Source organism: Crocinitomix catalasitica ATCC 23190, assembly GCF_000621625.1.
Classification (GTDB): Bacteria; Bacteroidota; Bacteroidia; order Flavobacteriales_D; family Crocinitomicaceae; genus Crocinitomix; species Crocinitomix catalasitica.
The window spans coordinates 1-24,550 of record NZ_KK211318.1; the positions used below are offsets into that span (position 1 = coordinate 1).

The following is a 24,550-nucleotide window of genomic DNA, read 5'->3' on the forward strand; positions in this document are numbered from 1 at the left end:
CTGCGTCCCCTCAGACGAATGGCATGGTAGAAAGAGTAAATAGAACCATTAAGTCTAATACAATTTTAAAACACTCTTATAATTCATACGACCAGATGCATAAAGATCTCTTTAATTTTATGTGTAACTACAATTTATACAGAAGACATGGCTCACTGAGAAAAGAACTTGATGTTAAAACACCAATTCAAGCAATTTATAAATGGTATCAATTAGAACCTGAAATATTTATTGTAGAACCAAAAAAGTTTGAAAATAAACTACTAAATTTACAAGACAAGATTAATCAACTTCCGTTAACAACCTTGTGAAACTTTACAACTAACCACTATTATCCCTACATTCCGTAACTTTGACAAAGCCTAAAACAATACAAAAGCAGCTATGAAATTCAGATCGACATTCTTTTTAATATTTGCACTGACAGCAACCATTTCGAGTTGCACAGCACAAACAAAATCTACTTCAACTATGGCAACAGATTCAACCCAAACCAATCCATTATTATGTGATATCGAAACAGGCGTTTGCGAGACGCCTGGCGACTCGACTGAAAACAAGTCGTTGAAGGCTGAAGTAAGCGGGAATAAAACAATTAAGGTGGTCTATTTTACTGATCCTATTTGTTCGTCATGTTGGGGAATAGAGCCACAATTGCGGAAGTTGAAGTTGGAATATGGTGATGCGATTGAGATTGACTACCGCATGGGTGGTTTATTGCCCGATTGGAATTATAATAGTGGTGGAATAAGCAAACCGTCAGATGTGGCACATCACTGGGATGAGGTCAGTATTCATTATGACATGCCAATTGATGGGGATGTTTGGTTAGAAGATCCTTTAGATTCGTCTTATCCACCTTCAGAAGCATTCAAAGCGGCGCAGATGCAAGACGAGCATAAGGCATTATTGTTCATGCGTGAGATGCGAGAAATGGTATTCTTAGAGAAGAAGAATATCGCAAAGTGGGAAGTGATGGAAGAGGCCGCGAAACAAGTCGGTTTAGATGTTAAACAACTAAAAATCGATTTTGACGGCCAAGCGAAAGTTTTGTTCGAAGAAGATTTAAATGTAAAAGCGTCATTCGGCGTTCGAGGATTCCCTACGATGTTCTTTATTGATGATGCGGGGAATAAAGAAATGGTCTATGGATCGAAAGATTATGCATTTTATGAGATGGCTATTCTAAAAATGAATCCTGAAGCTGTTAAAAAGGAATACCCTAAAAATTGGGAATTCTTATTCGAAAAATACAATACGTTAACAGCTAAGGAATTTTCGGTATTGTCGGGTAAACCGAGGGTAGCCGCTGAGGTATTTTTGAATGACCTCACTACAAAAGGCAAGTTGTCTAAGCTGACAACAAAGAATGGGTCGATTTGGGAAGTGAAGTAAATGAATAATATGAACAAGAATTTTTTAAGGACGACACAGTTTTTTGTCTTGTTGAATTTAATAAGTCATATTTTTTGGTTCACAGGTATGATAGAAGGATTTTTATTTCGATTGTTCTTTGAACAAATGGAATTAGTAATTATAATAGTTGGCCTTATATTCTTAATTTCTTCGTTATTTATAGGGATGTATTTTTTTCTTAATCAATTTAGATTTACATTATTTGCTTTTGCTCTTAATGTGTTAGGTTATTTGGTTATTTTTCTGATTTATTGGCAAATAGTAAACAAAAAAGTAGATTATTTTGAAGCACTCGCGGAGCTACAGTTTATCGTTATGTTGATATCACTTTTATATGGAGTATCGATTCTCATTTCTAAGGCACGAACAAAAAAATGGTTGAAACGGATTGGATTCTTTATGGTTGTCTATTCTATTAGTATAATTGTAATTGAATTGATAACAATTGAAGCGGATCCCGTTTTTAATTTTATTCGTATGATTGTAACCTATTCTTGGTGCTTAGTTCCTATAGCGTATCTCCTAAACTTTAAAGAAGAGATAAAGGTGTTATTTCCTGTGTCAAATAACGATGTACTTGATGGTTAGTGATTTTCGGTAAGTATATGTGACCCCTCCAGGGTCAAGGTGTTGTTCCATATTCTGAGGTTATGTATTTGTGACCCCTCCAGGGTCATGGGTGTTGTTCCATATTCTGGGGGGGTATGCGAATCCTAGCCTTCAACAGCCACTTGGACTGTCACTTCGACTGTGCTCAGTGCAGCGGCTCAGTGCAGTGGCTTAGTGCAGTGGCTTAGTGCAGAGCATGGTCAGTGTTCTTGTATTGGATTTCAGTTATGAGCGACCCTGTAGGGGTCGTAAATCACTAAAAATATGAATGTCTCCGAGAAACTATGACCCTGTATGGGTCACATATCCACCACGTCAAATCGTTTTCCTTGTAGGCTCACAAAATGTAGTAAGTATATCCTTTTTTTACTATTCTTCCAGCAATGTTATATCATCAAACAAATACTCGTCTTTATACACAACTTGAAAATGTTCTAACAACGTCTTATATTCAGCTGTGAATGTTTGTTTTTGGTGATGTTCCTTTTGATTAAGAATATAACGTATCACATTCGGAATAGCACTAGTGCTGTAAGAAAATACGCCATATCCACCTTGCCAACTGAATTTTTTATCTAAATAATTGTTTCTGTTAACAAAGACATTTGAAGCTTTTTTTACTTCTCGGACTAAATCTGATATTAGACACGTTGGTTTAATTCCTATTAAGATATGGACATGATCAGGCATTCCATTTATTGCCATTATTTTTTGACCTTTACCTTGGACTATCCCCGTGATATATTTATAAAGATCATCCTCCCATAAAGAATGAATGAGTTTTTGTCGTCTTTTTACTACTATTACTACCTGGATGTAAATTTGAGAAAATGTTCCTGCTGCCATAAAATTTGGGTTTTATTCGTGATTAAGATACAATTAATCATTTGATAGTCAAGTTTTTGATTGAGTATTATTTGGAGGACATGTGATGCAAAACAGCATTATGGTTTTGTTTCATTTTAATGGTGAGGATATGTGACCCCTCCAGGGTCAGGGGTGTTGTTCCATATTCTGGGGTTATCTATGTTTGCCCCTTACACGGGGGCAAAGTGTTGTTCCATGTTCTGGGGGGGTATGCGAATCCTAGCCTTCGACAGCCCCTTCGACTGCGCTCATTGCAGTGCCTTAGTGCAGCGGCTCATTGCAGCGGATCAGTGCATAGCAGGGGTCACGATTCTTGTTCTGTATTTCGGGTCAAGGATCTGTGATCCACAGAGGGCAATGTTCTTGTTTGGGATTTCAGTTATGAGCGACCCTGCTCCGTACTGAGCGATAGCCGAAGTGCCCCGCCCTGAGCGATAGCCGAAGGGTATGGGTCACATATCCACCACGTCAAATCGTTTTCCTTGTATGCTCACAAAATGTAGTAAGTATATTTTGATGACGTTTTTAATGAGGGTTCGTATACTAGAACCTGTCAATTCCCATCAAATTGTATAACCTACCCCTTCATCCTCCATAATTTAAGCAGGGGTCCGAATTCTCTGTCGAAGGACATCGCAAAGGGAAAATCACTAATCAATAACTAACCAACTATTTAGGCCATTTAAAAACCCAAGCACTTGGCGCATCATTCGAAACAGATGATTTACCTTGATAAGCAGCACTACTTGAAGGGAAAGAATTTAATGACACCAAATACAGTCCATCAAATTGACCAATAATTCTAGCAGGATGACCTTTTGATTTCATATCAGCTAAGAAACGATCAGCATTTCCTTTCTCTTCAAAAGAATTCCCGATTAAGTGGAAATTACCGCTGCCTGAACTTTGTTGCACAACTGGCTTCGATTCGACAACAGGTTCTTCAACCGGCGCTTCTTCTTCTATTGCATCAGCTGAATTATCATCTTCATTTAAACCTTCGTCTGTTGTTGCTTCAGTACCATCTTCGTTCATTATTGCTTGAGTAGAATCCGACGAATCCATATTTGCGTTTTCTAAATCTTCGCTTGTAATAAGGTTTGCGTCTTGAATTGAATCATTTAAGTGTGTATTTGTAGAATCAGACAAAGCGACATTGTGGTCGCCCATTCCTACAAAATTCATTATCTCACCTTTATAGAAATAACCAGCAACTCCTAATCCAATTAAGAATAATAATAGAATCCATGGCCAAGCTGCACGTTTTTTCTTCTCTTTTTCGACAATAACCACTTTCTCCTTTTCAACCTTTTTCGAATCTTTTGGCTTAACGCCTAAAGTTGCTTCAGTTTCTTTGACGATAGAATTTGCTTTCGCTGAGAATTTTTTAGCATCCTCTTTAAGGTTTTCGTTCGGTACATACTTATTTAGACTTTGTTTTGAAACTTTTGATTCCTCTACCTTGTCTTTTATACTTTCGACCACTTTGTCCTTTTTCGAATCAACCGTTTCTGGAGTATTCTTCAGTTTGTCAAAAATGGTTTCTTTAGATTTTTTTACATCCTCAACAATCGCATCTTTTTTATCTTCTACTTTGTCAACAATTGCATCAATCTTATCTTTTGCTTCGGCTTTCGCTTTTTTAAGTTCTTCAACCGTGTCGCTTACTTTATCGCTGACAGATTTTGCCGTTTTATCAGCAACATCTTTTGATTTAACAGCTGAGTCTTTAACAATGTCCGCTGCTTTGCTAACAATTTCTTTTGGCTTTTCTACTGATTTTTTATCCGTTTTACTTTTTACTTTATCTACTTTTTTCTCAGTAGATTTTGGTGCGTCATCCGTTAAAATCGCAACATCTTTATCCATTGTGAATACAATATCTCCAGCTGTATTTTTAGTAAAAACACCTAATTCGAATACCGCATAATCATTCCCTTTACCCAATTCTGCTTCAATCTCTCTAACATGTTTGGCCATTTTATTCTGTGCATCCTGTAGTTCAATCTCTTCCTTTTCAGCAATGTATTTAGCTAAACTTCCATCATTAAATTTAAGGTGTGGATTAAATACAACCTTGCCTGATTTTTGGCTAGGAACCATTAACGATCCTAAACCAGGTATGATCACAGAACCTTGTGCTTTTAAAATGTCTATTAGATATTTATTCATTGCAATTGAAGTTATTGTCAGGTGGAACTTGATTAATGGCTACAAAATAAGAAAAAGCGCCATGATTTTGAAGTTTTTTAAAGAATTTCTTTTAAGTCAAACGTTTCGCCTAGTCTTATTCCACGATCTGTTCTAATTAATGTACAACATTCGTTGTTATAATCATGCTCTAAAAAGAGCGTATAGTTTTCTCTTTCAGCCTTATCTAAAAAGCTTTCTTTCTCACTTAAAGTTAATAACGGTCGTGTATCATACCCCATTACATAAGGCAAAGGAATATGCCCAACACTTGGTAATAAATCGGCCATAAATACAAGTTTTTGATCCTTGTAATTAATGATTGGCAACATTTGACTATCTGTATGTCCATCAACGAATTGAAAATCGATATTCGGGAATACATTAGCCGTAAAGTCATCAATACGGTCTATAAACTTTAACTGCCCACTTTCTTGGATCGGTAGAATGTTTTCTGATAAAAATGAAGCTTTTTCTCTTTTATTCGGTTCTGTAGCCCACTTCCAATGGCGCTCATTACTCCAATAAGTTGCATTTTTAAAGACAGGTCTAAAACCTTTTTCTCCTTGTCTTGCGATTGCGCCACCACAGTGGTCAAAATGAAGATGTGTAAGAATAACATCCGTAATGTCATCTAATTTAAAACCTGCTGCATTAATACTCTTTTCTAAAGTATCATCGCCAAACATATCATAATAGCTGAAGAATTTTTCAGACTGCTTATCTCCAATTCCAGTATCCACTAACATCAATCTGTCACCGTCTTCAATTAATAAACAACGCATGCTCCATGAACACATATTATTTGCATCTGCGGGATTGGTTCTGTTCCATATTGATTTTGGGACAACACCAAACATGGCACCACCGTCGAGTTTAAAATTACCTGTTGAAATGGGATATAAATTCATTCTTTTATCTTTTTAAGCTATTTCTATCAAAGATGCACAAAAATTAGATTTTCAGCGTGTATTTGTCACCTTAATTTATCAAATTTCAACTTTCCATGTTGAAAACTAAAGTACTGTCGATCGATTCTTATTGATTTATTTATGACCTTAGTTGAAAATAAATTTATGCGCGTACATTTTATAGCAATAGGGGGGAGTGCAATGCATAATTTGGCTATTGCACTGAAAAGAAAAGGGGATATCGTTACAGGTTCAGATGATGAAATATTTGAACCATCTAAAGGTCGATTGGACAAAGAAGGAATTCTTCCCACTAAAATTGGTTGGGATATCAATAATATTCATACTGAATTAGATGCTATTATTCTAGGGATGCATGCACGAATTGATAATCCAGAATTATTGCGTGCACAAGAATTGGGATTAAAAATATATTCTTATCCAGAATTCGTTCAATCACAAGTATTAAATAAGAAACGATTGGTCGTTGGCGGGAGTCATGGTAAAACAACCATCACTTCAATGCTTTTGCATGTAATGAATCAATTGAATATTGAGACTGACTTTTTGGTTGGTGCGCTTTTAGAAGGATTCGATTGTATGGTGCAATTAACTGATGCGCCATATATGGTGATTGAAGGAGATGAATATTTATCTTCTCCGATTGATAGAAGACCAAAATTCCATTGGTATGCGCCGGATATTGCAATTATTAGTGGCATTGCATGGGATCATATTAATGTCTTCCCAACTTTTGAAAATTATGTGGATCAATTTAAAATCTTCACAGATAAGATTGCAGAAAACGGCACCTTGATTTATTATAAAAATGATACGGCTTTAAAAGGGTTTATTAATGATGTGCGCCCTGATATCAATACGATTGAATATAGTGCTCCGAATTATACGATAGAAGAGGGATTGACTTTAATTAATTTAGACGGCAAAACATACGAATTCCAAATCTTCGGTCAGCACAATATTGAAAATATGATTGGTGCCAAATTAATGCTCAACGAAATAGGTGTAAGTGATGCTGATTTTTATGCGGCGATGGGAAGTTTTAAAGGAGCAGCTAAGCGATTAGAGAAGATTGCTGAAAATTCGACTGCGATAGCTTATAAAGATTTTGCCCATTCGCCTTCTAAATTAAAAGCAACGGTGAAAGCTGTGAACGAACAGTATCCGGATAGAAAATTAGTAGCATGCATGGAATTGCATACGTTCTCATCTTTGAAGAAAGACTTTCTTCCCCATTATAAAAATGCAATGGCTGCTGCAGATATCGCAATAGTATACTTCAGTCATGATGTTGTAGCACATAAAAAATTAGATCCTATAACAAAGGAAGACGTAAAGGCAGCCTTTGGAACAGACAATGTAGTTGTATTGACAGATGCAGACGAATTTGTATCTACGCTAAAAGAAATGACTTGGAAGGATGCCAACTTACTTTTGATGAGTTCAGGAAATTTCCATGGACTTGATCTCAATAAATTTGCGAAGGAGCTTTTGGGGCAATAATTTTATTGCCTCAAAATTACTTTTCTGATTACAATAGTCACGAAAAAAGAATAGAAAAGCGAGAACATAAATAATACAAATAAATGTATTAGCGCCGTGAATTTCGCTGATATAAACGATCTTGTTTGTATTTCTTGATTTTCTATATAATCATCAAAACTTTTATCTTTCCAAGTCGGATCTAATTCCTGCATCTTTTGATAAGTTGCATTATCAGGAACTTGTTCGTTAATTGCCATGATGCGGTCCTGTATCATACTTTCTCTGATAGAAGGATCGATAGTTTCATGATAAACATAAATAAACGATGTGATAATAATTGTGTATAATAATCCAGATTGCATCCCTACTTTAAAGTCATCTAAAGCAGGACGCTCATCATATCCTTGTTCTTTTTTAGTAAGAAATAAGCCCGTAAAGACAGCTCCTAATAAAGTGAATAGTCCAAATAGTTCAACCGGTCTAAATAAGTCAACTGAATAACCTAATAGATAGATTGACATTACAGTAATAATCCAGATTAATGCGAATATTAAAGCCGCTTTAATAGATGTCTTCATGTTTGTATGTGTGGCTTTAAAATTAAGCTTTCGCTAAATTAGCAGCCGTAGGCATACCTAGTTGTTTTAACATTTTACCATGACTGATAATCGCGCTGATAAAGGTAGGTTCAGAATAATAAGGAATTCCGTACTCTTTTGCAGTTTGCTTAACAATTACCGATAATTTTTTATAGTGAACATGACAAATATTCGGGAATAAATGGTGTTCAATTTGATAGTTCAAACCACCAATCAACCAATATAAAATTCGACTTTTAGGTGCGAAGTTTGCAGTTGTTTGTAATTGGTGAATGGCCCAGTTATTCTCAATTGTAAGATCTGTTTCTGGAACAGGGAATTGTGTATCAGGAATAACGTGTGCAGGCTGGAATACAATCGCTAAAGTAAATCCTGCAATTAAATGCATCATCAAAATAAAGATTGGAATTAACCACCATGAAATATCTAATACCAATAACGGAATAACTAAAACGTAAGCATAATAAACAACTTTAGTCAATAATAACTCCATGAACAGCTTACCAAATTTGATGTTTTCTGTTTTGGTTAAGTCCATTTTCTTATATCTAAACAACTGTTGAAAATCTTTAGTTGTGATCCACATTACAGTCATTAAACTATAAAAGAACCAAGCATAAATAAATTGAAAGCGATGGGCTTTAATATATTTATCCGTTGGTGAGAAACGAAGTAATGGTAATGCTGGAGAAATATCTTCATCATAACCATGAATATTTGTGTAACTATGGTGTAAGATATTGTGTTGAATTTTCCAAGTCGGAGCATAACCACCAACTAAGTTGACAATTCTACCTACAAAATAATTTACTTTTTCATTTTTAGAATAAGCACCATGATTAGCATCGTGCATTACTGATAATCCTATACCAGCGACTCCGAATCCCATTACGACCCAGCATAAAGCAATAAGCCAAACATTAGTAACTGCACCAAATATCATTAAGAAATATGGTGTAAAATATAACAATACCATAAAAGCGGTTTTCACTTTCATATTGGTATTAGCGTATTTTGAAATATTATTTTCTTTGAAGTAAGTACGTACTCTTTTCTTTAAAGTCGTGTTAAAATCTCTTCCAATTATATTGGAAAATTTGATGGGTTTTAGTTGTTTGTGGGACTTCTCCATACATTTTTTGTTTGTACAAAGATACGCTTTTTTGACCAAACGGAAAAATAAATAAGCGATCTACCTTTTTTGTGGTAGGGTATTCAAACGAAAATAGAGGGGGGACAATTAAGACATCGCCAGATTAACTTCAGTTGGCTGCCCTAGCTTATGAAGCATTTTTGCATGACTTTTAATCGCACTAAAAAATGTAGGTTCCGAATAATAAGGTACTTCAAATTCAAGCGCTGTAGCTTTTACAATTTTAGATAATTCCTTATAATGTACGTGGCATATATTAGGAAAAAGGTGATGTTCAACTTGATAATTTAAACCACCAACAAACCAATAAAGTATGCGACTTTTAGGTGCAAAGTTTGAAGTAGTTTCTAATTGATGAATAGCCCAATTGTTTTCGATAGTTAAATCCCTTTCTGGCATTGGAAATCCAGTGTCAGGCGTAACATGTGCCGGTTGGAAAACAATAGCCAGAATTAAACCTGCAATCATTTGCATCATAAGAATTAACAATGGAATAAAATACCAAGCAATGTCAATAAATATGATTGGAATAACCATGATATAGAGGTAATAGAACACTTTTGTTAAAATCAATTCACGAAATAATGGTTTAAAGTTTACATTCTCTGTTTTTGTTAACCCCATTTTTTTGTAACGGAACAATTGCTGAAAATCCTTTGTAGTCATCCACATTACAGTCATTAAACTATAGAAGAACCAAGCATAGAGATATTGAAAACGGTGAACTCTACTATACTTATCAGTAGGAGCAAAACGCAATAAAGGCAATGCGGGAGAAATGTCTTCGTCATACCCGTGAATATTTGTGTACGTATGGTGTAATATATTGTGCTGAATTTTCCAAGTTGGTGCATAACCACCAACTAAATTAATTACACGACCAATTATAAAATTAACCTTTTCACTTTTAGAATAAGCGCCATGATTGGCATCATGCATAACCGCCAGTCCAATCCCTGCTGCACCAACCCCCATAATCATCCAACATAAAGTAATAAGCCATGGATTGGTGATAACACCAAAAACCATTAAGAGGTAAGGAGAGAGGTAAAGGGATACCATGAAGACAGTTTTAATCTTCATATTGGTATTGGCATACTTGGAGATATTGTTGTCTTTAAAATAGGCGCGAACACGTTTTTTTAAAGTTGTATTGAAATCTTTACCAATTAGTTTTGAAAATTTTAAAGGCTTTAATTCTTGGTTTTTTATATCCATGCAAATTTTTAAATGTACCCAAATGTAGGCATTTAAAAACTAGGATTAGGGATTTGATCAATTTCAAACGTTTTTCACAGAAATTTAACGCACCTTATATACCGTAATTTATACAGCAGGAGTCGGTTGGCCAAGTTGTTTTAGCATTCTTGCATGACTTCTTACCGCGCTAAAGAATGTTGGTTCTGAATAGTAAGGAACGCCAAACTCTTCTGCTGTTTGTTTCACAATAACAGAAAGTTTTTTGTAATGTACATGGCAGATATTCGGAAATAAGTGGTGTTCAACTTGGTAATTCAGTCCGCCAATAAACCATTGAAAAATCCTACTTTTTGGTCCAAAATTTGACGTTGTCTCCAATTGATGAATAGCCCAATTGTTCTCTATACGCAAATCATCTGTTGCTTTAGGGAAAGCTGCTTCTGGAACAACATGTGCTAAAATAAAGACAATAGCTAAAGTAAATCCGGCAATTAATTGTTTCATTAATAATAACAATAAAAGTCCCCACCAAGGCACGTCCATAAATATTAATGGAAGCACAAAAATATATGTGTAGTATACAAGTTTCGAAATCAATAATTCCCAGAAAAGTGGTGTAAAATTCTCATTCTCTGTTTTGGTTAAGCCCATTCCTTTATAACGGAATAATTGTTGGAAATCTTTAATTGTAATCCAAGCAACTGTCATTAAACTGTAGAAAAACCAAGCATATAAAAATTGATATTTGTGAATCTTGCGGTATTTATCGTGTGGTGTAAATCTAACAATTGGAACTGGTGGATCAACATCCTCATCGAAATGTGTGATATTGGTATAAGTATGGTGCAATACATTGTGTTGTATTTTCCAGTTAGGCGCAAATGCACCAACTAAATTCATTGCTCTTCCCAATAAGTAATTGACTTTACTATTCTTCGAATAAGAGCCATGATTTGCGTCATGGATGATAGACATACCAATGCCTGCCATACCAAAGCCTAAAAGTGCCCAACAAAGAACAATTAACCAGATATTGGTAACAACACCAAATATCATTAAGAAGTAAGGAATAAAATATAGAGAGAACATAAAAATCGTTTTGATTTTCATATTCGTATTCGCGTATCTAGAAATATTATTGTCCTTAAAATAAGCACGCACGCGCTTTTTTAAAGTAGCATTAAAATCTTGACCTATAGTATTCGAGAATTTTAAATGCTGAAATTCTTTTGTTTGATTAGCCATGAATGCGCTGTTTTAATTAATTTGAGGCAGTGCAAAGATAAGGCAAAATAATAAAAGTGCTCACTTAATTTTTAATAAACAAAAAGGATTTATTTCGAATTAAATTGAATAGCTAACGTTTATTTTTTCGATTTTGCGCGTTCTTGTTGCATTTTTTGTGCTTCTTCTAAACGTTGAGCAAACTTAGATTTACCTTTCTTTTTAGGTGATTCACGATTGGCTTGAATCTTTGCTAAGATTTTATCTTCATCTAGCATAAATGCTTTAATGGCAAACATAATTCCAATTGTAAACAACGTAGAAATAAAGTAGTAATAACTTAAACCAGAAGCGTAGCTATTAAAGAAGAAGATCATCATGATTGGCATGAAGTACATAATATATTTCATGTTCGGTAAACCTTCCATCGTTGGTTGTTGCATATTGCTAGAGTTGTAATGTGTATACACCAATGTTGTAGCTGCCATCAATAAAGTAAATAAACTAACATGCGCTCCGTATAATGGAATGTTGAATCCAAAATCTAGAATAGAATCATAAGTTGATAAATCTTCTGCCCATAAGAAGTTCTTCTGACGTAGAATAATCTCAGCAGGGAATAATCTAAAGATCGCAAATAAGATCGGCATTTGTATTAACATTGGTATACAACCAGCCATTGGACTAACGCCTGTCTCTCTATACAATGCCATAGTCGCTTGTTGCTTCTTCATTGCATCATCTTTCTTAGGGAATTTTTTAGCTAACTTATCTATTTCAGGCTTTAATACTTTCATCATTGCAGATGATTTGTACATTTTATAGTTAACAGGACTTAGAGCCAGTTTAACAATTAAAGTCAATAAGAAGATTGCAATACCGCCACCTAAACCTAAGTTCATGAAGAATGAGAATACAGGCATTAAGAGGTAAACATTAATCCATCTGAATAATCCCCAACCTAAATCAACAATATCTTCACTACCGTTATTGTGTAATGCTAATATTTCGTAATCATTCGGTCCAAAATACCATTTCAAATCAATTGTATTGGCTATATTAGTAATGCCTAGATTTAAGTTCGCTTTGTATTTTTTGATATAAGCCGTATCCGTCTCTTCTAGACTTAGTACTTCTAATTTTGAATCGTTTGTTGGTTTAAATCCTGTTGATTCGTTAATCAATAAAGCACTGAAATAAGCTTGTTTAAAAGCGAACCATTCTAATGTTTCTTCTAATACCTCTTCGTCATCACCTCCAATTGATAAGTAATCGTACGAATCATCTTTGTATTTAAAGAAAACAGTACTAATTCTTTGCTCTGAAGGCAAATCTTTTTCAGTAGACAATAATTTCATATTGGCATTAAAAGCCAAGTCATCAGCTTCTGCATCTGAGAAACCTTTGAAGTAAATGCTGAAATCAACATCGTAAGTATTGGCACCTAAAGTATATTTATAACCAACAATTTTACCAGATGGATTGGCCATCTCTAAAGTTAAAGTAGAATCTGTTTGATCAACCAAGTTAAAAGCAAAATCAGATGAATTCATCTTTCCTTTACCATCGTAAAAATCGATTCCATAATTAGAGTTCTCATCAAAAAGCTGAAGATATTCTTCTTCTTCGGCCATATAAGCACGATATGTTTTATACTCTTTTAGTTTAGCAACATTAATGTGACCACCTTGATTGGTTACTGAAATAGAAATTTTATCGTTTTCTAAAGTATAACTTTCAGGTGTGATTGAAGCAACAGGTTCTGATGCTCTAATTTCTTCAATAGTACTATCAGTAACCTTAATTAAAGTGTCTTGATTAGTAATGGTATCTTTGAATAAGAAACCTTTTTGAATGCTATCGTAAATTTGCTCGCCCGTTGCGTTGTCTAATACAGGAACTAAGTTCGAATTAGATTTGATTACAGCCGCATCATTTCGAACAATTTCTTGCGAAGCTTCTTCAACTTTTGCCGGTTTGTTTACCGATGCAGTGTCATTTTCTGCGACTGATTTTGCATTGAAATAACTAAAAACAAATAGTATTGCGGCAATTATGATTAATCCTAATATTGATCTTTTATCCATTCCTTGTAATATTTGAACCTTTTTTTAAGGTTAACGGGTGCAAAATTAATATTTATTCTCTTTGTCTGCAAAGAAAATCCTATTAACCTCAGTTCGACTATTTCAAATGCATATAGTTGTTTTCAGTTTTCTTAGTCAATGTATGGGTTTGAAGACGAATTCACGACGAAAATTCATTACACTGAATCAGTATAATGTAATCTACCAGTTTTTGGTGAGAAGCCCTGTAAACGGTGTTTTTTGACTAATAAATCCTTATATTAACACGCGCTGCTTACGGAAGTAAACGTATTTTTAGTAAGTTAACTCATTTTTTTTAGCCCAAGTCTAACTCTGTTGTGGGCTATTGAGAAAATTTGTAATAATAGAACAGAGATTATTCATGAGGTATAAAAACCATATTATAATAAGCATCTGCAATTATTCGGGAAAAAGGAAACTAAGATTTGTTTATTAATCTCGTTTATTATCAATAGCAGCTTTTACAAATGCCAAAAATAAGGGGTGTGGACGTTCAACTGTACTCTTATATTCTGGGTGGAATTGTGTACCAACAAACCAAGGGTGATTTGGTAATTCTACAACTTCCACCAATCCTGTTTCAGGATTTTTACCCGTAGCCATCATACCGTGCTTTTCGAATTCAGCTAAATATTCGTTATTGAACTCATAACGGTGACGATGTCTTTCAGAAATAATTTCTTGATTGTACGCTTCACCAATTTTAGAATCAGCTTTTAATTGACATTTATAAGCCCCTAAACGCATTGTTCCACCGTAATCTTCAACATTCAATTGATCAGCCATGATATTGATCACGGGATGTGAACAGTCTTTTTCTATTTCAGTTGTATGTGCATCTTTCCATCCGATTACATTACGGGCGAATTCAACAACGGCACATTGCATACCTAAACATATTCCTAAAAATGGAATATTGTTTTCTCTTACATACTGAATAGTATTAATTTTTCCTTTAATTCCTCTTGATCCAAATCCTGGGGCAACTAATACACCATCTAAGCCAGCTAATTTTTCTTCAACATTGGCCAATGTTACTCCGTCCGAATGAATCCATTCTAATTCAACTAAACAGTCATTGTAAGCACCAGCGTGAATAAATGACTCAACAATTGACTTATAAGAATCTTTAAGCTCAATATATTTCCCAACTAAACCAATCTTAACAATGTGTTTAGGATTCTTTAATTTTTCTAAAAAACCTTTCCATTCTGCTAATTCAGTATCACCTATTGCAGGTAAGTCTAATTTTTGAAGCACAACCTTATCTAGCTCTTCTTGTTGCATTAATAATGGAACTTCGTAAATTGATGCAGCATCAATTGACTCAATTACAGCTGTAGGTTTGACGTTACAGAATTGAGCAATTTTTTTACGAATCGTACTGTCTAAGTGATGTTCTGTACGGCAAACTAAAATATCTGGCTGTACACCAACTTCTAAAAGTGATTTTACAGAGTGTTGTGTAGGTTTTGTTTTCAATTCACCAGCGGCAGCCAAGAATGGAACCAATGTTAAATGAATAACAAGACAATCATCTGGGAATTCCCACATCATTTGTCGAACAGATTCAATATAAGGTAACGACTCAATGTCACCAACTGTTCCACCTATTTCAGTAATAATTATTTCAAAATCACCTGACTTACCAAGTAATTGAATTCGTTCTTTAATTTCGTCTGTGATATGAGGTATAACTTGAACAGTTTTACCTAAAAATTCACCTCTTCGTTCTTTATCTATAACAGATTGATAAATTTTACCAGTAGTTACATTGTTTGCTTGAGAAGTATTAACATTTAAAAAACGCTCATAATGTCCTAAGTCAAGATCGGTTTCAGCACCGTCATTCGTTACATAACACTCACCATGTTCGTATGGATTTAGAGTTCCTGGATCAATGTTGATATAAGGATCTAATTTTTGAATGGTAACAGTATAACCACGTGCTTGTAATAATTTTGCTAGAGACGCTGAAATAATTCCTTTACCTAAAGAAGAAGTAACCCCGCCGGTCACAAAAATGTACTTTGTTGAATTGGACATAATTTGATTTTGTAACTACGGGACACAAAGGTAGAAGAAATTAGAGTCCCGAAGTGAAATTTTATAAAATATTCTTGAATTATTTTTTTTAAAAAAACACAGATATTACTATAACCGATTAAAGGTTAAGATAAGTAAAGGATAAAATAAATGGGGAAAGTATTACGGAGAATTATAATAATTCGTTTTGTAATCCAATCATTTTTAAACAAGCAACTGCTGATTCAACACCTTTATTTCCGTGTTTACCACCAGATCTATCAATAGACTGTTGTTTATTGTTGTCTGTTAATACACAGAAAATAACCGGTGTATTGTATTCTAAATTTACAGCAGCAATACCTTGAGTAGCAGCTTGGCAAACAAAATCAAAATGTTTTGTTTCACCTTGAATGACGCATCCAATAGCAATAACACCATCTAACTCTTCGTCATGCTCTAATAAAAACTGGCATCCTAATGCAAGTTCGAAAGTACCTGGAACACTTTTAATAGTGATGTTTTCTCTATCAATACCGTTTTCAACTAAAGTATCAACAACACCTTTTAAAAGGTTGTTCGTAATGTCATCATTCCATTCTGCTACAACAATTCCAATATTGAAATTTTCACATGCAGGTAGATTATTCTTAGTGTAATCTGAAAGGTTTTTAGATGTCGTTGCCATTACTTGCTCTTGCAATATATTTATCGATGTCCGAAGCTTCTTTAGATTCAGACCAATTCTCTTTAATTTTCTTGTATGCTTTAACAGCTTTATCGTTTTGATCTAGTTTTTCGTAAACTAAACCAGCTTTCTTCAAGTATAAAGGTGTTGTATAATTATTCTCTTCGCGATTAGCAGCTTTCTCAAAATGATTAACGGCTTTGTCTAATTGATCAAGCTCAACATAACAATCACCAATTAAACCAATTGATAAACTTCCAACAATGATATCTTCGAAATCACATTTTTCAAAACTTGAAATTGCAGTTTCAAAATCTTTATTCTTCATAGCTGCAATACCAGCAGCATAATTAGCAATATCAGCAGAAGGGGTACCGCTATATTGAGATGCGATATCTTCCATTCCTAAATAATCGTCAGTGCCTAGCATTGCCGTTGATAAAGAATCTTTTTCAAAATCGTAAAATGATTGCCAACTTTCGTTTTGCGCTTTTACAATTTTGGGAGCTTTCACAAATTTTTGGTAACCCACGTAACCTAATACACCAACAACTATTGCAACACCTGCAATAATCAAAGGTTTTTTAAATTTATCAATAAAATTTTCCGTTGATGTTAAAGTTTCAATCGGTTCTACTGTATTAGCTTTTCTATCTTTTGCCATTGCTTATTAAAATAAGATGCAAAAATAATTTTTTTTTGGTTCATTTTGATAGAAATTATAGATTTTTACAATTTCATTTTACAATTATGGCAAAACTTCAGAAAAATTTCATTCCAATTCAGCTCATTTTATGGTTGCTTTTTGCAGGACTTATCTTGTCAATCGGCTATTTTACTGAGCGTACAGATTTTTACTTCTTCATTTCTCAATATTTAGCAGCCTTTTTTATTTTTTATCTAATTTGGTTGAAATTAGGTCAGTATAATTTTAAATCGATACTATTTGGGGTCATAATTTTGCGATTATTGCTAATTTTTGCCTTGCCAGAGTTGTCAAATGACTTTTATCGTTTCATTTGGGATGGTGAAATCATGACGAAAGGAATTAATCCGTTTGCTTATACACCAAACGAATTGATCAGTCATATTGGCTTTATGGATAGTGCTTATATGCGGGAACTTTATCATGGAATGGGCGAATTATCACAACGCCATTATTCTTGCTATCCTGTATTGAATCAATTTTTATTCTTAATCCCTACATTATTCACGGATTCTGTTGTTACTAATGTAATCTTACTGAAAATAATAGTTATTCTAGCTGACATTGGTGCGGTTTTCTTTGCCTTAAAAATTGCCAAAATTTTAAAGATAGAAACGAATAAAATTTGGCTGTATTTCTTAAATCCATTCATTATACTCGAATTCTCAGGGAATTTACATTTTGAAGGAGTGATGATATTCTTCTTACTTGGTGCTGTTTATTTTGTACTTAAACAGAATTGGTGGATGGGTGGTGTCATGCTTGGATTGGCGATTCAAGTTAAATTAATTCCTTTGATGTTATTGCCTTTTTTCTTTAAAAAGTTAGGATTCAAAAATTCTGTTGGATTTACAGCAATGACCTTATTTGTAACCTTGGCGATAGGGGCAATATTATTGAACGAATCTTATATGGCGAATATGTTAGCAAGTATCAACGAGTATTTTGTGAGTTTCGAATTTAATGCTTCTGTTTTTTATATTATTCGTGAAATCGGCTTTCAAACACATGGTTATGATACTGTTCGAACAGTTGGTCCATTTCTTTCTAAAATGGCGGCTGTTTTAATTTTATTGCTAGCCGTTTTTAGAGCATATAGAAATGATTTAGATTTGTTGAAAGGGATCATGTTTGCCTTCCTAATTTATTATACTTTTGCAACAACTGTTCATCCATGGTATATCGCATTGATTCTGATATTTTCAGTTTTCACTACCTATAAATTTGGATTGGTTTGGTCGCTTGTTGCCATGTTAAGTTACTTTGCATATGGCAATGCCGATTTTAACGAGAGTCCAATTTTACTGATAGCGGAATATGTATTAGTCTTTGGTGTATTAGCTTTTGAAATCTATAAATATTGGGATAAAGAAGCGATTGGTTTGCAGTTAAAAACATTTTTTAAGCAATAAAAAGAATTTGAATGACTACAGCTACTTTGGTTAGAATCAATAAAAATAGAGTACTTCGACAAATTGTTATTTATATCTCATTGGGTTTATTGTCTATAATAGGATTCTTTTATATCGCAGAAACGCAAGATTATTTTTCACCGCTTATCTTCAAAACGATTGGTTTTATCCTCTTCGCTATTTTTGGTGTTGTAGCCGGGACATTTATTAATCAATATCGAACAGAAAATGCGGGAATCCAATTCGATAAAAACGGTATTTCGGATCTTACATCATCAATTTCTGTTGGTTTAATTCCTTGGAAAAGCATCACGGGCTTCACTTGGCTTGATGATAAAACAGTTTTAGTATTGGTAAAGAATCCGGAAGTGTTTATTGAGGAGGCAAAGAATGGAGCGATTAAAAAATTACTTGAACAGAATTTAAAACTGAATAAAACTCCCATTTTAATTAATTGGGGAGCTTTAGAGCAATATGAGGGTGGTTTTGAAGCGATCTGTACAGCATATTACTCAAAGTATGGCAAACAAAAAAAATAATATGAAAGTAGATTTTGTTGCGATTGGTGCTCACCCTGATGATGTTGAATTATCAGCGGCAGGAACATTGATGAAGGAGATAGAACAAGGTAAAACGGTTGCTTTAATTGATTTAACTGAAGGAGAATTAGGATCTAGAGGAACCATTGAAACGAGATACGAAGAAGCGGCAGCTGCGAGCAAGATAATGGGGGTAACCGATCGTGTTAACCTGAATTTAGGTGACGGTTTTTTTGATTTATCGCAAGAGAATAAAATTAAAATTATTGAGCAAATTCGTTATTACCAGCCAGAGGTTGTTTTTGTCAATGCAAAATCTGACCGTCATCCTGATCATGGCAGAGGAGCACAATTAGCCAAAGAGGCATGTTTTCTTTCTGGATTGGTAAAAATTGAAACGAGTTATGAAGGCGCACCTCAAAAACCTTGGCGACCGAAAATCGTTTTGGGTTATATTCAAGACCGTTATTTAGAACCTAATTTTGTTGTAGATATCACGGCACAAGTACCTAAGAAAATTGAAGCTATTTTAGCGTATAAGACACAATTCTATAATCCTGATGCAGAAGGACCACAAACACCAATTTCAGGTGAAGATTTTATCGACTTTTTAAAAGGTCGTTGGGCCGGATTCGGTCGAAGTATTGGTGTGGATTATGCAGAAGGATTTACCGTAGATCGTACCATTGGAATTAAAACTATTTCAGACATTATATAATTCATTATTTTGATAGAAAAAGACAAACAGTATATTTGGCACCCATTTACTCAAGCATTTAATGCTGTAGATCCTTTACCTATTGTTCGAGCAGAAGGTATTTGGTTATACGAAGAAGGGGAGAAGAAGTATATGGATGTTAATTCATCTTGGTGGACAATCAATCACGGACATGGGAATCCTTATTTAATCAAAAAAATTAGTGAACAATTTTCAAAAATTGATCATGTGATTTTTGCAGGAGTTACACATCCAATTGCTGTTGAGGCAGCTGAACGTGTCGTGAATTATTTGCCGGAACAATTTTCAAAGGTTTTTTTCTCAGATAACGGCTCAACTAGTGTAGAAGTCGGTTTGAAAATGATATATCAGTACTGGTATAATAAAGGGGAGTCTAAAAAAAGATTCTTAGCGATTGAAGGTGCTTATCATGGTGATACTTTTGGAGCGATGAGTGTTGGACAACGCGGTTTTTTTAATGAACCCTTCGAGCATTTATTTTTTGATGTTGATTTTATTCCTTTTCCTACGGATGATAATTGGCAGGATGTCATCAATCAAACCAGAGCTTTATTCGAAACTAAAGAATTTGCTGGATTTATATTCGAGCCATTGATTCAAGGTGCTGCAGGAATGCGGATTTATAAAGCGGAATGGCTAGATGCTTTAATTGCTTTAGCGAAAGAATTTGATGTACTTACTATAGCGGACGAAGTGATGACTGGTTTTTATAGAACAGGAACCATGTTTGCAATTAATCAAATTCAGCAAGAACCAGATATTATTTGTTTATCTAAAGGGATCACAGGTGGAATTCTGCCTATTGGTTTCACGGTCGCTACAGAGGCCATATTTGACGCTTTCTTAAGTGAGCAAACATCCAAAGCATTATTACACGGGCATTCCTTTACAGGTAATCCTATGGCTTGTGCGGCTATCTGTGCATCACTTGATCTATTTGAACAAGGTGATTCACTAAAAGGAGTTGAAATGTTGACGAAGTCTCATCTCAAATTCATTGAGAAATACAAAGACCATCCTAAAATTAAGGATGTCAAATCGATTGGAACAATATTAAGTATTGAGGTTGAAATAGGGGCGGAGACAACTTATTTTGCAGGAATAAGACAAGAAGCATTTGCCTTTTTCTTAGAAAATGATTTGTTCTTAAGACCATTGGGGAATATTATTTTTATCAATCCTCCATATTGTATCACAGCTGAGGAGTTGGAATATACTTATGATAAGATTATAGAGTTTTTGACGGAGAGAGTTCGATAGTTTAGTTCATCTGGTTGTTTATTCTTTGTAAATCATTGTTCAGGATGGTCGCTATAGGTTGATCACGTGAAGTAAATCTCTTTAAACCAGTTCCGCACGTCAATGGGGGGGCGCTAACTGTATTTTGAATAAACTATTTTAAGGGGTAAGTCCTGAAGGGACGATTTAAAATGGCGGAGGAAGTATTCTTTCGATCACAAGCATGTAATCAGTAGTTTTAAAACCCTGTATGGGTGGAGTAGGGTTTGAAATTGCAATTTTTAGACTGTAATTGATTTAAAAATGCATCATATTCATAGAAAATGCTGCTAGTTTCCAACAATTGATTTTGATCCTATATCTGCCTCCATTCGCATGCAATATTATTAATAGCAATGAATCGACAGGCGTTTTTAATGCAAAAAAAAACCTTGCCAAATAATGACAAGGTTTTTTAAATATTTTGAATTCGGATTAGTTTACATACTCATTGTAAAACTCCATAAAGATTTCATCTTCTTCGAACCATTGTTTTACTTTACCTAATAAAGTTTTAGCTCCATCTGGTTGACGTGCATCGATTAAGTATTTTGAATATTCTAAAACACCCATTCTTAGCATTAATAGATCAACTTCACGCCAATCTTCAACACTTGTTACTTCGGCTAAAGCAGCTTCCGCTTCTTTTAATGCTTCTTTACCACCTGATTTATCTTTCAAGTTGTATTTAGCAGCAGCCATTAAGTATTGCGAACCTACATCCGTTGGATCTAATCTTTGAACTTTAATAATTGTACCACGCATACGACTGTAATCGCCAACGTCTACCATATTACGTAATTCTTCAACTACAGCTTCTTTTAGTTCTGTAAAGTATTTTTTATGCTCGTCAAAAACGCTTCCGTCTTTATCGTTTTTTAAAGCCTTACCAGCATTTTTAATCGCATCATTATAAGCCTTTGGAAAGTCTTCTTCGTATTTTTGATCCTTAGACATTTCGAAATTTCCTTTTGACGCATATAGATATACAAGCGGATCACTTTTAGTGTCTGAATCCGACATGTATTTTTCTGCTTTGGATACCAATTTTTGGTAATCACCATCAGCAAAGTAGATCAATAAATCATCATACATTGGAGGTTGGCCATTAACATTAAAGGTGAGCGCACCAGCAAATATTATTAAGAATAATTTTTTCATAGCAATTGTAAAATTTTAATAGATATAACTCAATTATAATGCCTAAAGTTACAAAATTGTATTTATTAACGAAATTTTAACAAGACTAATCTTTGTAGAATTTCAATAATATATTTAGGACATCTATAGCAGCTTTTGCAATTTTTGTGCCAGGTCCAAAAATACCCATCACACCTTGCTTGTATAAAAAGTCGTAATCCTGCGCTGGTATTACTCCTCCAACGATTACCATTATGTCTCCACGACCATTTTTTTCTAGCTCAGCAATCACTGCTGGAATTAGGGTTTTATGCCCTGCAGCTAATGAACTTACACCAATTAAATGAACGTCATTCTCTATGGCTTGTTTAACAGCTTCTTCGGGAGTTTGAAACAAGGGACCAATGTCAACGTCGAATCCGATATCGGCAAATGAAGTAGAGATGACTTTTGCCCCTCTATCGTGCCCATCTTGGCCCATTTTAGCGACCATTATTCTCGGTCGACGACCTTCTAACTTACTGAATTTATCAGCCAATAATTTTGCTTCATTGAACTCTTTGTCTCCCATAGCCTCTTTAGAATAAACGCCAGAAATTGATCTTATTTTCGCTTCGTATCGACCAAAAACTTCTTCCATTGCGTCTGAAATCTCGCCTAATGTAGCTCTTTTTCTAGCGCAATCTACCGCTAATGCTAGCAGGTTGTCGTCAGATTTAGCTCCGGCTGTTAAGGCAGCTAAGGCAGCTTTAACGTCGGCATCGTTTCTATTCGCCTTGGTATGATTCAGTTTTTCAATCTGTGATTTACGAACTTCGGTATTGTCAATTTCTAAAATTTCTATGGCATCTTCCTTCTCTCTAATAAACCTGTTAACACCAACGATAATATCTTTATTCGAGTCAATTTTTGCTTGCTTACGAGCCGCCGCTTCTTCAATACGAATCTTTGGAATGCCGGCTTCAATTGCTTTGGCCATTCCTCCTAACGATTCAATTTCTCTTAAATGTTCCCAAGCTTTATCAACCAAATCGGAAGTTAATTTTTCCACATAATAAGAACCGGCCCAAGGATCGATTATTTTGGTAATTCCTGTTTCTTCTTGTAAATAGATCTGCGTATTCCTTGCAATTCTAGCTGAGAAATCGGTCGGTAAAGCAATGGCTTCATCTAATGCATTGGTATGTAATGATTGTGTTCCTCCAAAACTAGCAGCTAAAGCTTCAATACATGTTCGTGCTACATTGTTAAAAGGGTCTTGTTCAGTTAAACTCCATCCAGATGTTTGACAATGGGTCCTTAAAGCCAACGACTTGGCATTTTTAGGTTTAAATTCTTCTACCATTTTTGCCCACAATAATCGACCTGCTCTCATTTTTGCAATTTCCATAAAATGGTTCATGCCGATTGCCCAGAAGAATGATAAACGCGGAGCAAAGGTGTCAATATCCATTCCAGCAGCAATTCCTGCTTTTATGTATTCCAGTCCATCTGCTAATGTATATGCCAATTCTAAATCTGCCGTTGCACCTGCTTCTTGCATGTGATAACCTGAGATAGAAATAGAGTTAAACTTTGGCATAAATTGCGATGTATAACTGAAAATATCAGCAATTATTCGCATGGATTGTTTGGGAGGATAGATATAGGTGTTTCGCACCATAAACTCCTTTAGAATGTCATTTTGAATGGTACCCGCCAAATCTTTTTTGTCAACACCTTGCTCTTCTGCAGCAACGATATAAAAAGCTAGAATTGGAATAACTGCACCGTTCATTGTCATTGAAACGGACATTTTATCTAAAGGAATTTGATCGAATAATACTTTCATATCCTCAATCGAATCGATGGCAACACCGGCTTTACCAACATCACCAATCACCCGTTTATGATCTGAATCATAGCCTCTATGTGTCGCCAAATCAAAAGCAACAGATAATCCTTTTTGTCCCGCCGCTAAATTCCTACGGTAAAAAGCATTCGATGCTTCAGCTGTAGAAAATCCTGCATATTGCCGAACTGTCCAAGGACGCATAGTGTACATGGTAGAATATGGGCCACGTAAATTGGGCGCTATTCCAGCTACAAAATTGATATGCTCAACTTTTTTGATGTCCTCAGCCGTATAATAATTTTGTAATTTAATTTTTTCAGCTGTTTCAAAATTGACAGCTTTTTCTACAGGTTGTGCTTGAGCAGATCTAGTAGGTTTGATATGATCGAATTTAACGCGCTGCATA

At 34.7% G+C, this 24,550-nt stretch carries 21 protein-coding genes; 8 read left to right on the forward strand and 13 right to left on the reverse strand.

Going from position 1 to position 24,550, the window contains the following annotated elements:
- The 3 genes from T367_RS23115 to T367_RS0118395 form a co-directional block, all read left to right on the forward strand.
- Positions 1-311: integrase core domain-containing protein (locus T367_RS23115; protein WP_157454191.1), on the forward strand; the 311-nt coding region annotated here is incomplete at its 5' end.
- Positions 312-471: 160 nt separating this feature from the next.
- A complete protein-coding gene (locus T367_RS0118390; protein WP_027421141.1) occupies positions 472-1,395 on the forward strand; it encodes a DsbA family protein in 924 nt (307 codons plus the stop codon).
- Positions 1,396-1,404: 9 nt separating this feature from the next.
- Entirely contained in the window at positions 1,405-2,004 is a 600-nt protein-coding gene (locus T367_RS0118395) for a hypothetical protein (protein WP_157454310.1), read from the forward strand.
- 390 nt (positions 2,005-2,394) lie between these two features.
- On the opposite strand, the gene tnpA is transcribed toward T367_RS0118395, so the two are convergent.
- The 3 genes from tnpA to T367_RS0118410 all read right to left on the reverse strand — a co-directional run bounded on the left by tnpA (position 2,395) and on the right by T367_RS0118410 (position 5,993).
- A complete protein-coding gene (gene tnpA / locus T367_RS0118400) occupies positions 2,395-2,871 on the reverse strand; it encodes an IS200/IS605 family transposase (RefSeq protein ID WP_027421143.1) in 477 nt (158 codons plus the stop codon).
- Positions 2,872-3,561: 690 nt separating this feature from the next.
- Positions 3,562-5,064: an SPOR domain-containing protein gene (locus T367_RS24325; RefSeq protein ID WP_051568665.1), complete on the reverse strand. Its 1,503-nt coding sequence runs from the start codon at positions 5,062-5,064 to the stop codon at positions 3,562-3,564.
- Positions 5,065-5,141: 77 nt separating this feature from the next.
- Entirely contained in the window at positions 5,142-5,993 is an 852-nt protein-coding gene (locus T367_RS0118410) for an MBL fold metallo-hydrolase (RefSeq protein WP_027421144.1), read from the reverse strand.
- A 165-nt stretch (positions 5,994-6,158) separates the two neighbouring features.
- Between T367_RS0118410 and T367_RS0118415 the strand changes: the two genes are divergently transcribed.
- On the forward strand, positions 6,159-7,517 hold the full coding sequence (locus T367_RS0118415) for a UDP-N-acetylmuramate--L-alanine ligase (protein WP_027421145.1): 1,359 nt from the start codon (positions 6,159-6,161) through the stop codon (positions 7,515-7,517).
- 2 nt (positions 7,518-7,519) lie between these two features.
- Here the strand turns inward: T367_RS0118415 and T367_RS0118420 are convergent, their stop codons facing one another.
- The 8 genes from T367_RS0118420 to T367_RS0118455 all read right to left on the reverse strand — a co-directional run bounded on the left by T367_RS0118420 (position 7,520) and on the right by T367_RS0118455 (position 17,160).
- Entirely contained in the window at positions 7,520-8,077 is a 558-nt protein-coding gene (locus T367_RS0118420; RefSeq protein ID WP_027421146.1) for a DUF4199 domain-containing protein, read from the reverse strand.
- Positions 8,078-8,099: 22 nt separating this feature from the next.
- On the reverse strand, positions 8,100-9,230 hold the full coding sequence (locus T367_RS0118425; RefSeq protein ID WP_035845870.1) for a fatty acid desaturase family protein: 1,131 nt from the start codon (positions 9,228-9,230) through the stop codon (positions 8,100-8,102).
- Between the two features lie 108 nt (positions 9,231-9,338).
- Positions 9,339-10,469, reverse strand: a complete 1,131-nt coding sequence (locus T367_RS0118430) for a fatty acid desaturase family protein (protein ID WP_035845878.1) — start codon at positions 10,467-10,469, stop codon at positions 9,339-9,341.
- 108 nt (positions 10,470-10,577) lie between these two features.
- Positions 10,578-11,696 carry a fatty acid desaturase family protein gene (locus T367_RS0118435; RefSeq protein WP_035845885.1) on the reverse strand — a complete coding sequence of 373 codons (1,119 nt, stop codon included), beginning with the start codon at positions 11,694-11,696 and terminating at the stop codon, positions 10,578-10,580.
- A gap of 119 nt (positions 11,697-11,815) precedes the next feature.
- Positions 11,816-13,762 carry a membrane protein insertase YidC gene (yidC, locus tag T367_RS0118440; protein WP_027421150.1) on the reverse strand — a complete coding sequence of 649 codons (1,947 nt, stop codon included), beginning with the start codon at positions 13,760-13,762 and terminating at the stop codon, positions 11,816-11,818.
- Positions 13,763-14,215: 453 nt separating this feature from the next.
- Entirely contained in the window at positions 14,216-15,829 is a 1,614-nt protein-coding gene (locus T367_RS0118445; RefSeq protein ID WP_027421151.1) for a CTP synthase, read from the reverse strand.
- Positions 15,830-16,001: 172 nt separating this feature from the next.
- Positions 16,002-16,496 carry a 6,7-dimethyl-8-ribityllumazine synthase gene (gene ribH, locus T367_RS0118450; RefSeq protein WP_027421152.1) on the reverse strand — a complete coding sequence of 165 codons (495 nt, stop codon included), beginning with the start codon at positions 16,494-16,496 and terminating at the stop codon, positions 16,002-16,004.
- Positions 16,480-17,160: a tetratricopeptide repeat protein gene (locus T367_RS0118455; RefSeq protein ID WP_027421153.1), complete on the reverse strand. Its 681-nt coding sequence runs from the start codon at positions 17,158-17,160 to the stop codon at positions 16,480-16,482. Before T367_RS0118455 ends, ribH begins: the two co-directional genes overlap by 17 nt.
- Positions 17,161-17,246: 86 nt before the next feature.
- Here T367_RS0118455 and T367_RS23125 point away from each other — a divergent pair, with 86 nt between their 5' ends.
- From T367_RS23125 to bioA, 4 genes are read left to right on the forward strand one after another with little or no spacing between them, the layout of a single operon-like run.
- Complete coding sequence (locus tag T367_RS23125; RefSeq protein WP_035846648.1) at positions 17,247-18,614, forward strand: glycosyltransferase family 87 protein; 1,368 nt, start codon at positions 17,247-17,249, stop codon at positions 18,612-18,614.
- 11 nt (positions 18,615-18,625) lie between these two features.
- The gene (locus T367_RS0118465; RefSeq protein WP_027421154.1) at positions 18,626-19,153 is read left to right on the forward strand and encodes an STM3941 family protein; all 528 of its coding nucleotides are present in this window, start codon (positions 18,626-18,628) and stop codon (positions 19,151-19,153) included.
- 1 nt (position 19,154) lies between these two features.
- Positions 19,155-19,871, forward strand: coding sequence for a bacillithiol biosynthesis deacetylase BshB1 (gene bshB1 / locus T367_RS0118470; protein WP_027421155.1), 717 nt, complete (start codon positions 19,155-19,157; stop codon positions 19,869-19,871).
- 9 nt (positions 19,872-19,880) lie between these two features.
- A complete protein-coding gene (gene bioA / locus T367_RS0118475) occupies positions 19,881-21,152 on the forward strand; it encodes an adenosylmethionine--8-amino-7-oxononanoate transaminase (RefSeq protein ID WP_245593077.1) in 1,272 nt (423 codons plus the stop codon).
- Between the two features lie 453 nt (positions 21,153-21,605).
- Here bioA and T367_RS0118480 read toward each other — a convergent pair whose 3' ends face one another.
- Together T367_RS0118480 and scpA are read right to left on the reverse strand one after the other, a co-directional pair.
- Positions 21,606-22,331, reverse strand: a complete 726-nt coding sequence (locus T367_RS0118480) for a hypothetical protein (protein ID WP_027421157.1) — start codon at positions 22,329-22,331, stop codon at positions 21,606-21,608.
- 85 nt (positions 22,332-22,416) lie between these two features.
- Entirely contained in the window at positions 22,417-24,549 is a 2,133-nt protein-coding gene (gene scpA / locus T367_RS0118485) for a methylmalonyl-CoA mutase (RefSeq protein WP_027421158.1), read from the reverse strand.
- Between the last annotated feature and the right edge of the window lies 1 nt (position 24,550).

Excerpts from the sequence above, each read along its gene's own strand:
- T367_RS0118390 (WP_027421141.1), top strand. The coding sequence starts at position 472 with ATGGCAACAGATTCAACCCAAACCAATCCATTATTATGTGATATCGAA.
- T367_RS0118395 (WP_157454310.1), top strand. The coding sequence starts at position 1,405 with ATGAACAAGAATTTTTTAAGGACGACACAGTTTTTTGTCTTGTTGAAT.
- tnpA (WP_027421143.1), bottom strand. The coding sequence starts at position 2,871 with ATGGCAGCAGGAACATTTTCTCAAATTTACATCCAGGTAGTAATAGTA.
- T367_RS24325 (WP_051568665.1), bottom strand. The coding sequence starts at position 5,064 with ATGAATAAATATCTAATAGACATTTTAAAAGCACAAGGTTCTGTGATC.
- T367_RS0118410 (WP_027421144.1), bottom strand. The coding sequence starts at position 5,993 with ATGAATTTATATCCCATTTCAACAGGTAATTTTAAACTCGACGGTGGT.
- T367_RS0118415 (WP_027421145.1), top strand. The coding sequence starts at position 6,159 with ATGCGCGTACATTTTATAGCAATAGGGGGGAGTGCAATGCATAATTTG.
- T367_RS0118420 (WP_027421146.1), bottom strand. The coding sequence starts at position 8,077 with ATGAAGACATCTATTAAAGCGGCTTTAATATTCGCATTAATCTGGATT.
- T367_RS0118425 (WP_035845870.1), bottom strand. The coding sequence starts at position 9,230 with ATGGAGAAGTCCCACAAACAACTAAAACCCATCAAATTTTCCAATATA.
- T367_RS0118430 (WP_035845878.1), bottom strand. The coding sequence starts at position 10,469 with ATGGATATAAAAAACCAAGAATTAAAGCCTTTAAAATTTTCAAAACTA.
- T367_RS0118435 (WP_035845885.1), bottom strand. The coding sequence starts at position 11,696 with ATGGCTAATCAAACAAAAGAATTTCAGCATTTAAAATTCTCGAATACT.
- yidC (WP_027421150.1), bottom strand. The coding sequence starts at position 13,762 with ATGGATAAAAGATCAATATTAGGATTAATCATAATTGCCGCAATACTA.
- T367_RS0118445 (WP_027421151.1), bottom strand. The coding sequence starts at position 15,829 with ATGTCCAATTCAACAAAGTACATTTTTGTGACCGGCGGGGTTACTTCT.
- ribH (WP_027421152.1), bottom strand. The coding sequence starts at position 16,496 with ATGGCAACGACATCTAAAAACCTTTCAGATTACACTAAGAATAATCTA.
- T367_RS0118455 (WP_027421153.1), bottom strand. The coding sequence starts at position 17,160 with ATGGCAAAAGATAGAAAAGCTAATACAGTAGAACCGATTGAAACTTTA.
- T367_RS23125 (WP_035846648.1), top strand. The coding sequence starts at position 17,247 with ATGGCAAAACTTCAGAAAAATTTCATTCCAATTCAGCTCATTTTATGG.
- T367_RS0118465 (WP_027421154.1), top strand. The coding sequence starts at position 18,626 with ATGACTACAGCTACTTTGGTTAGAATCAATAAAAATAGAGTACTTCGA.
- bshB1 (WP_027421155.1), top strand. The coding sequence starts at position 19,155 with ATGAAAGTAGATTTTGTTGCGATTGGTGCTCACCCTGATGATGTTGAA.
- T367_RS0118480 (WP_027421157.1), bottom strand. The coding sequence starts at position 22,331 with ATGAAAAAATTATTCTTAATAATATTTGCTGGTGCGCTCACCTTTAAT.
- scpA (WP_027421158.1), bottom strand. The coding sequence starts at position 24,549 with ATGCAGCGCGTTAAATTCGATCATATCAAACCTACTAGATCTGCTCAA.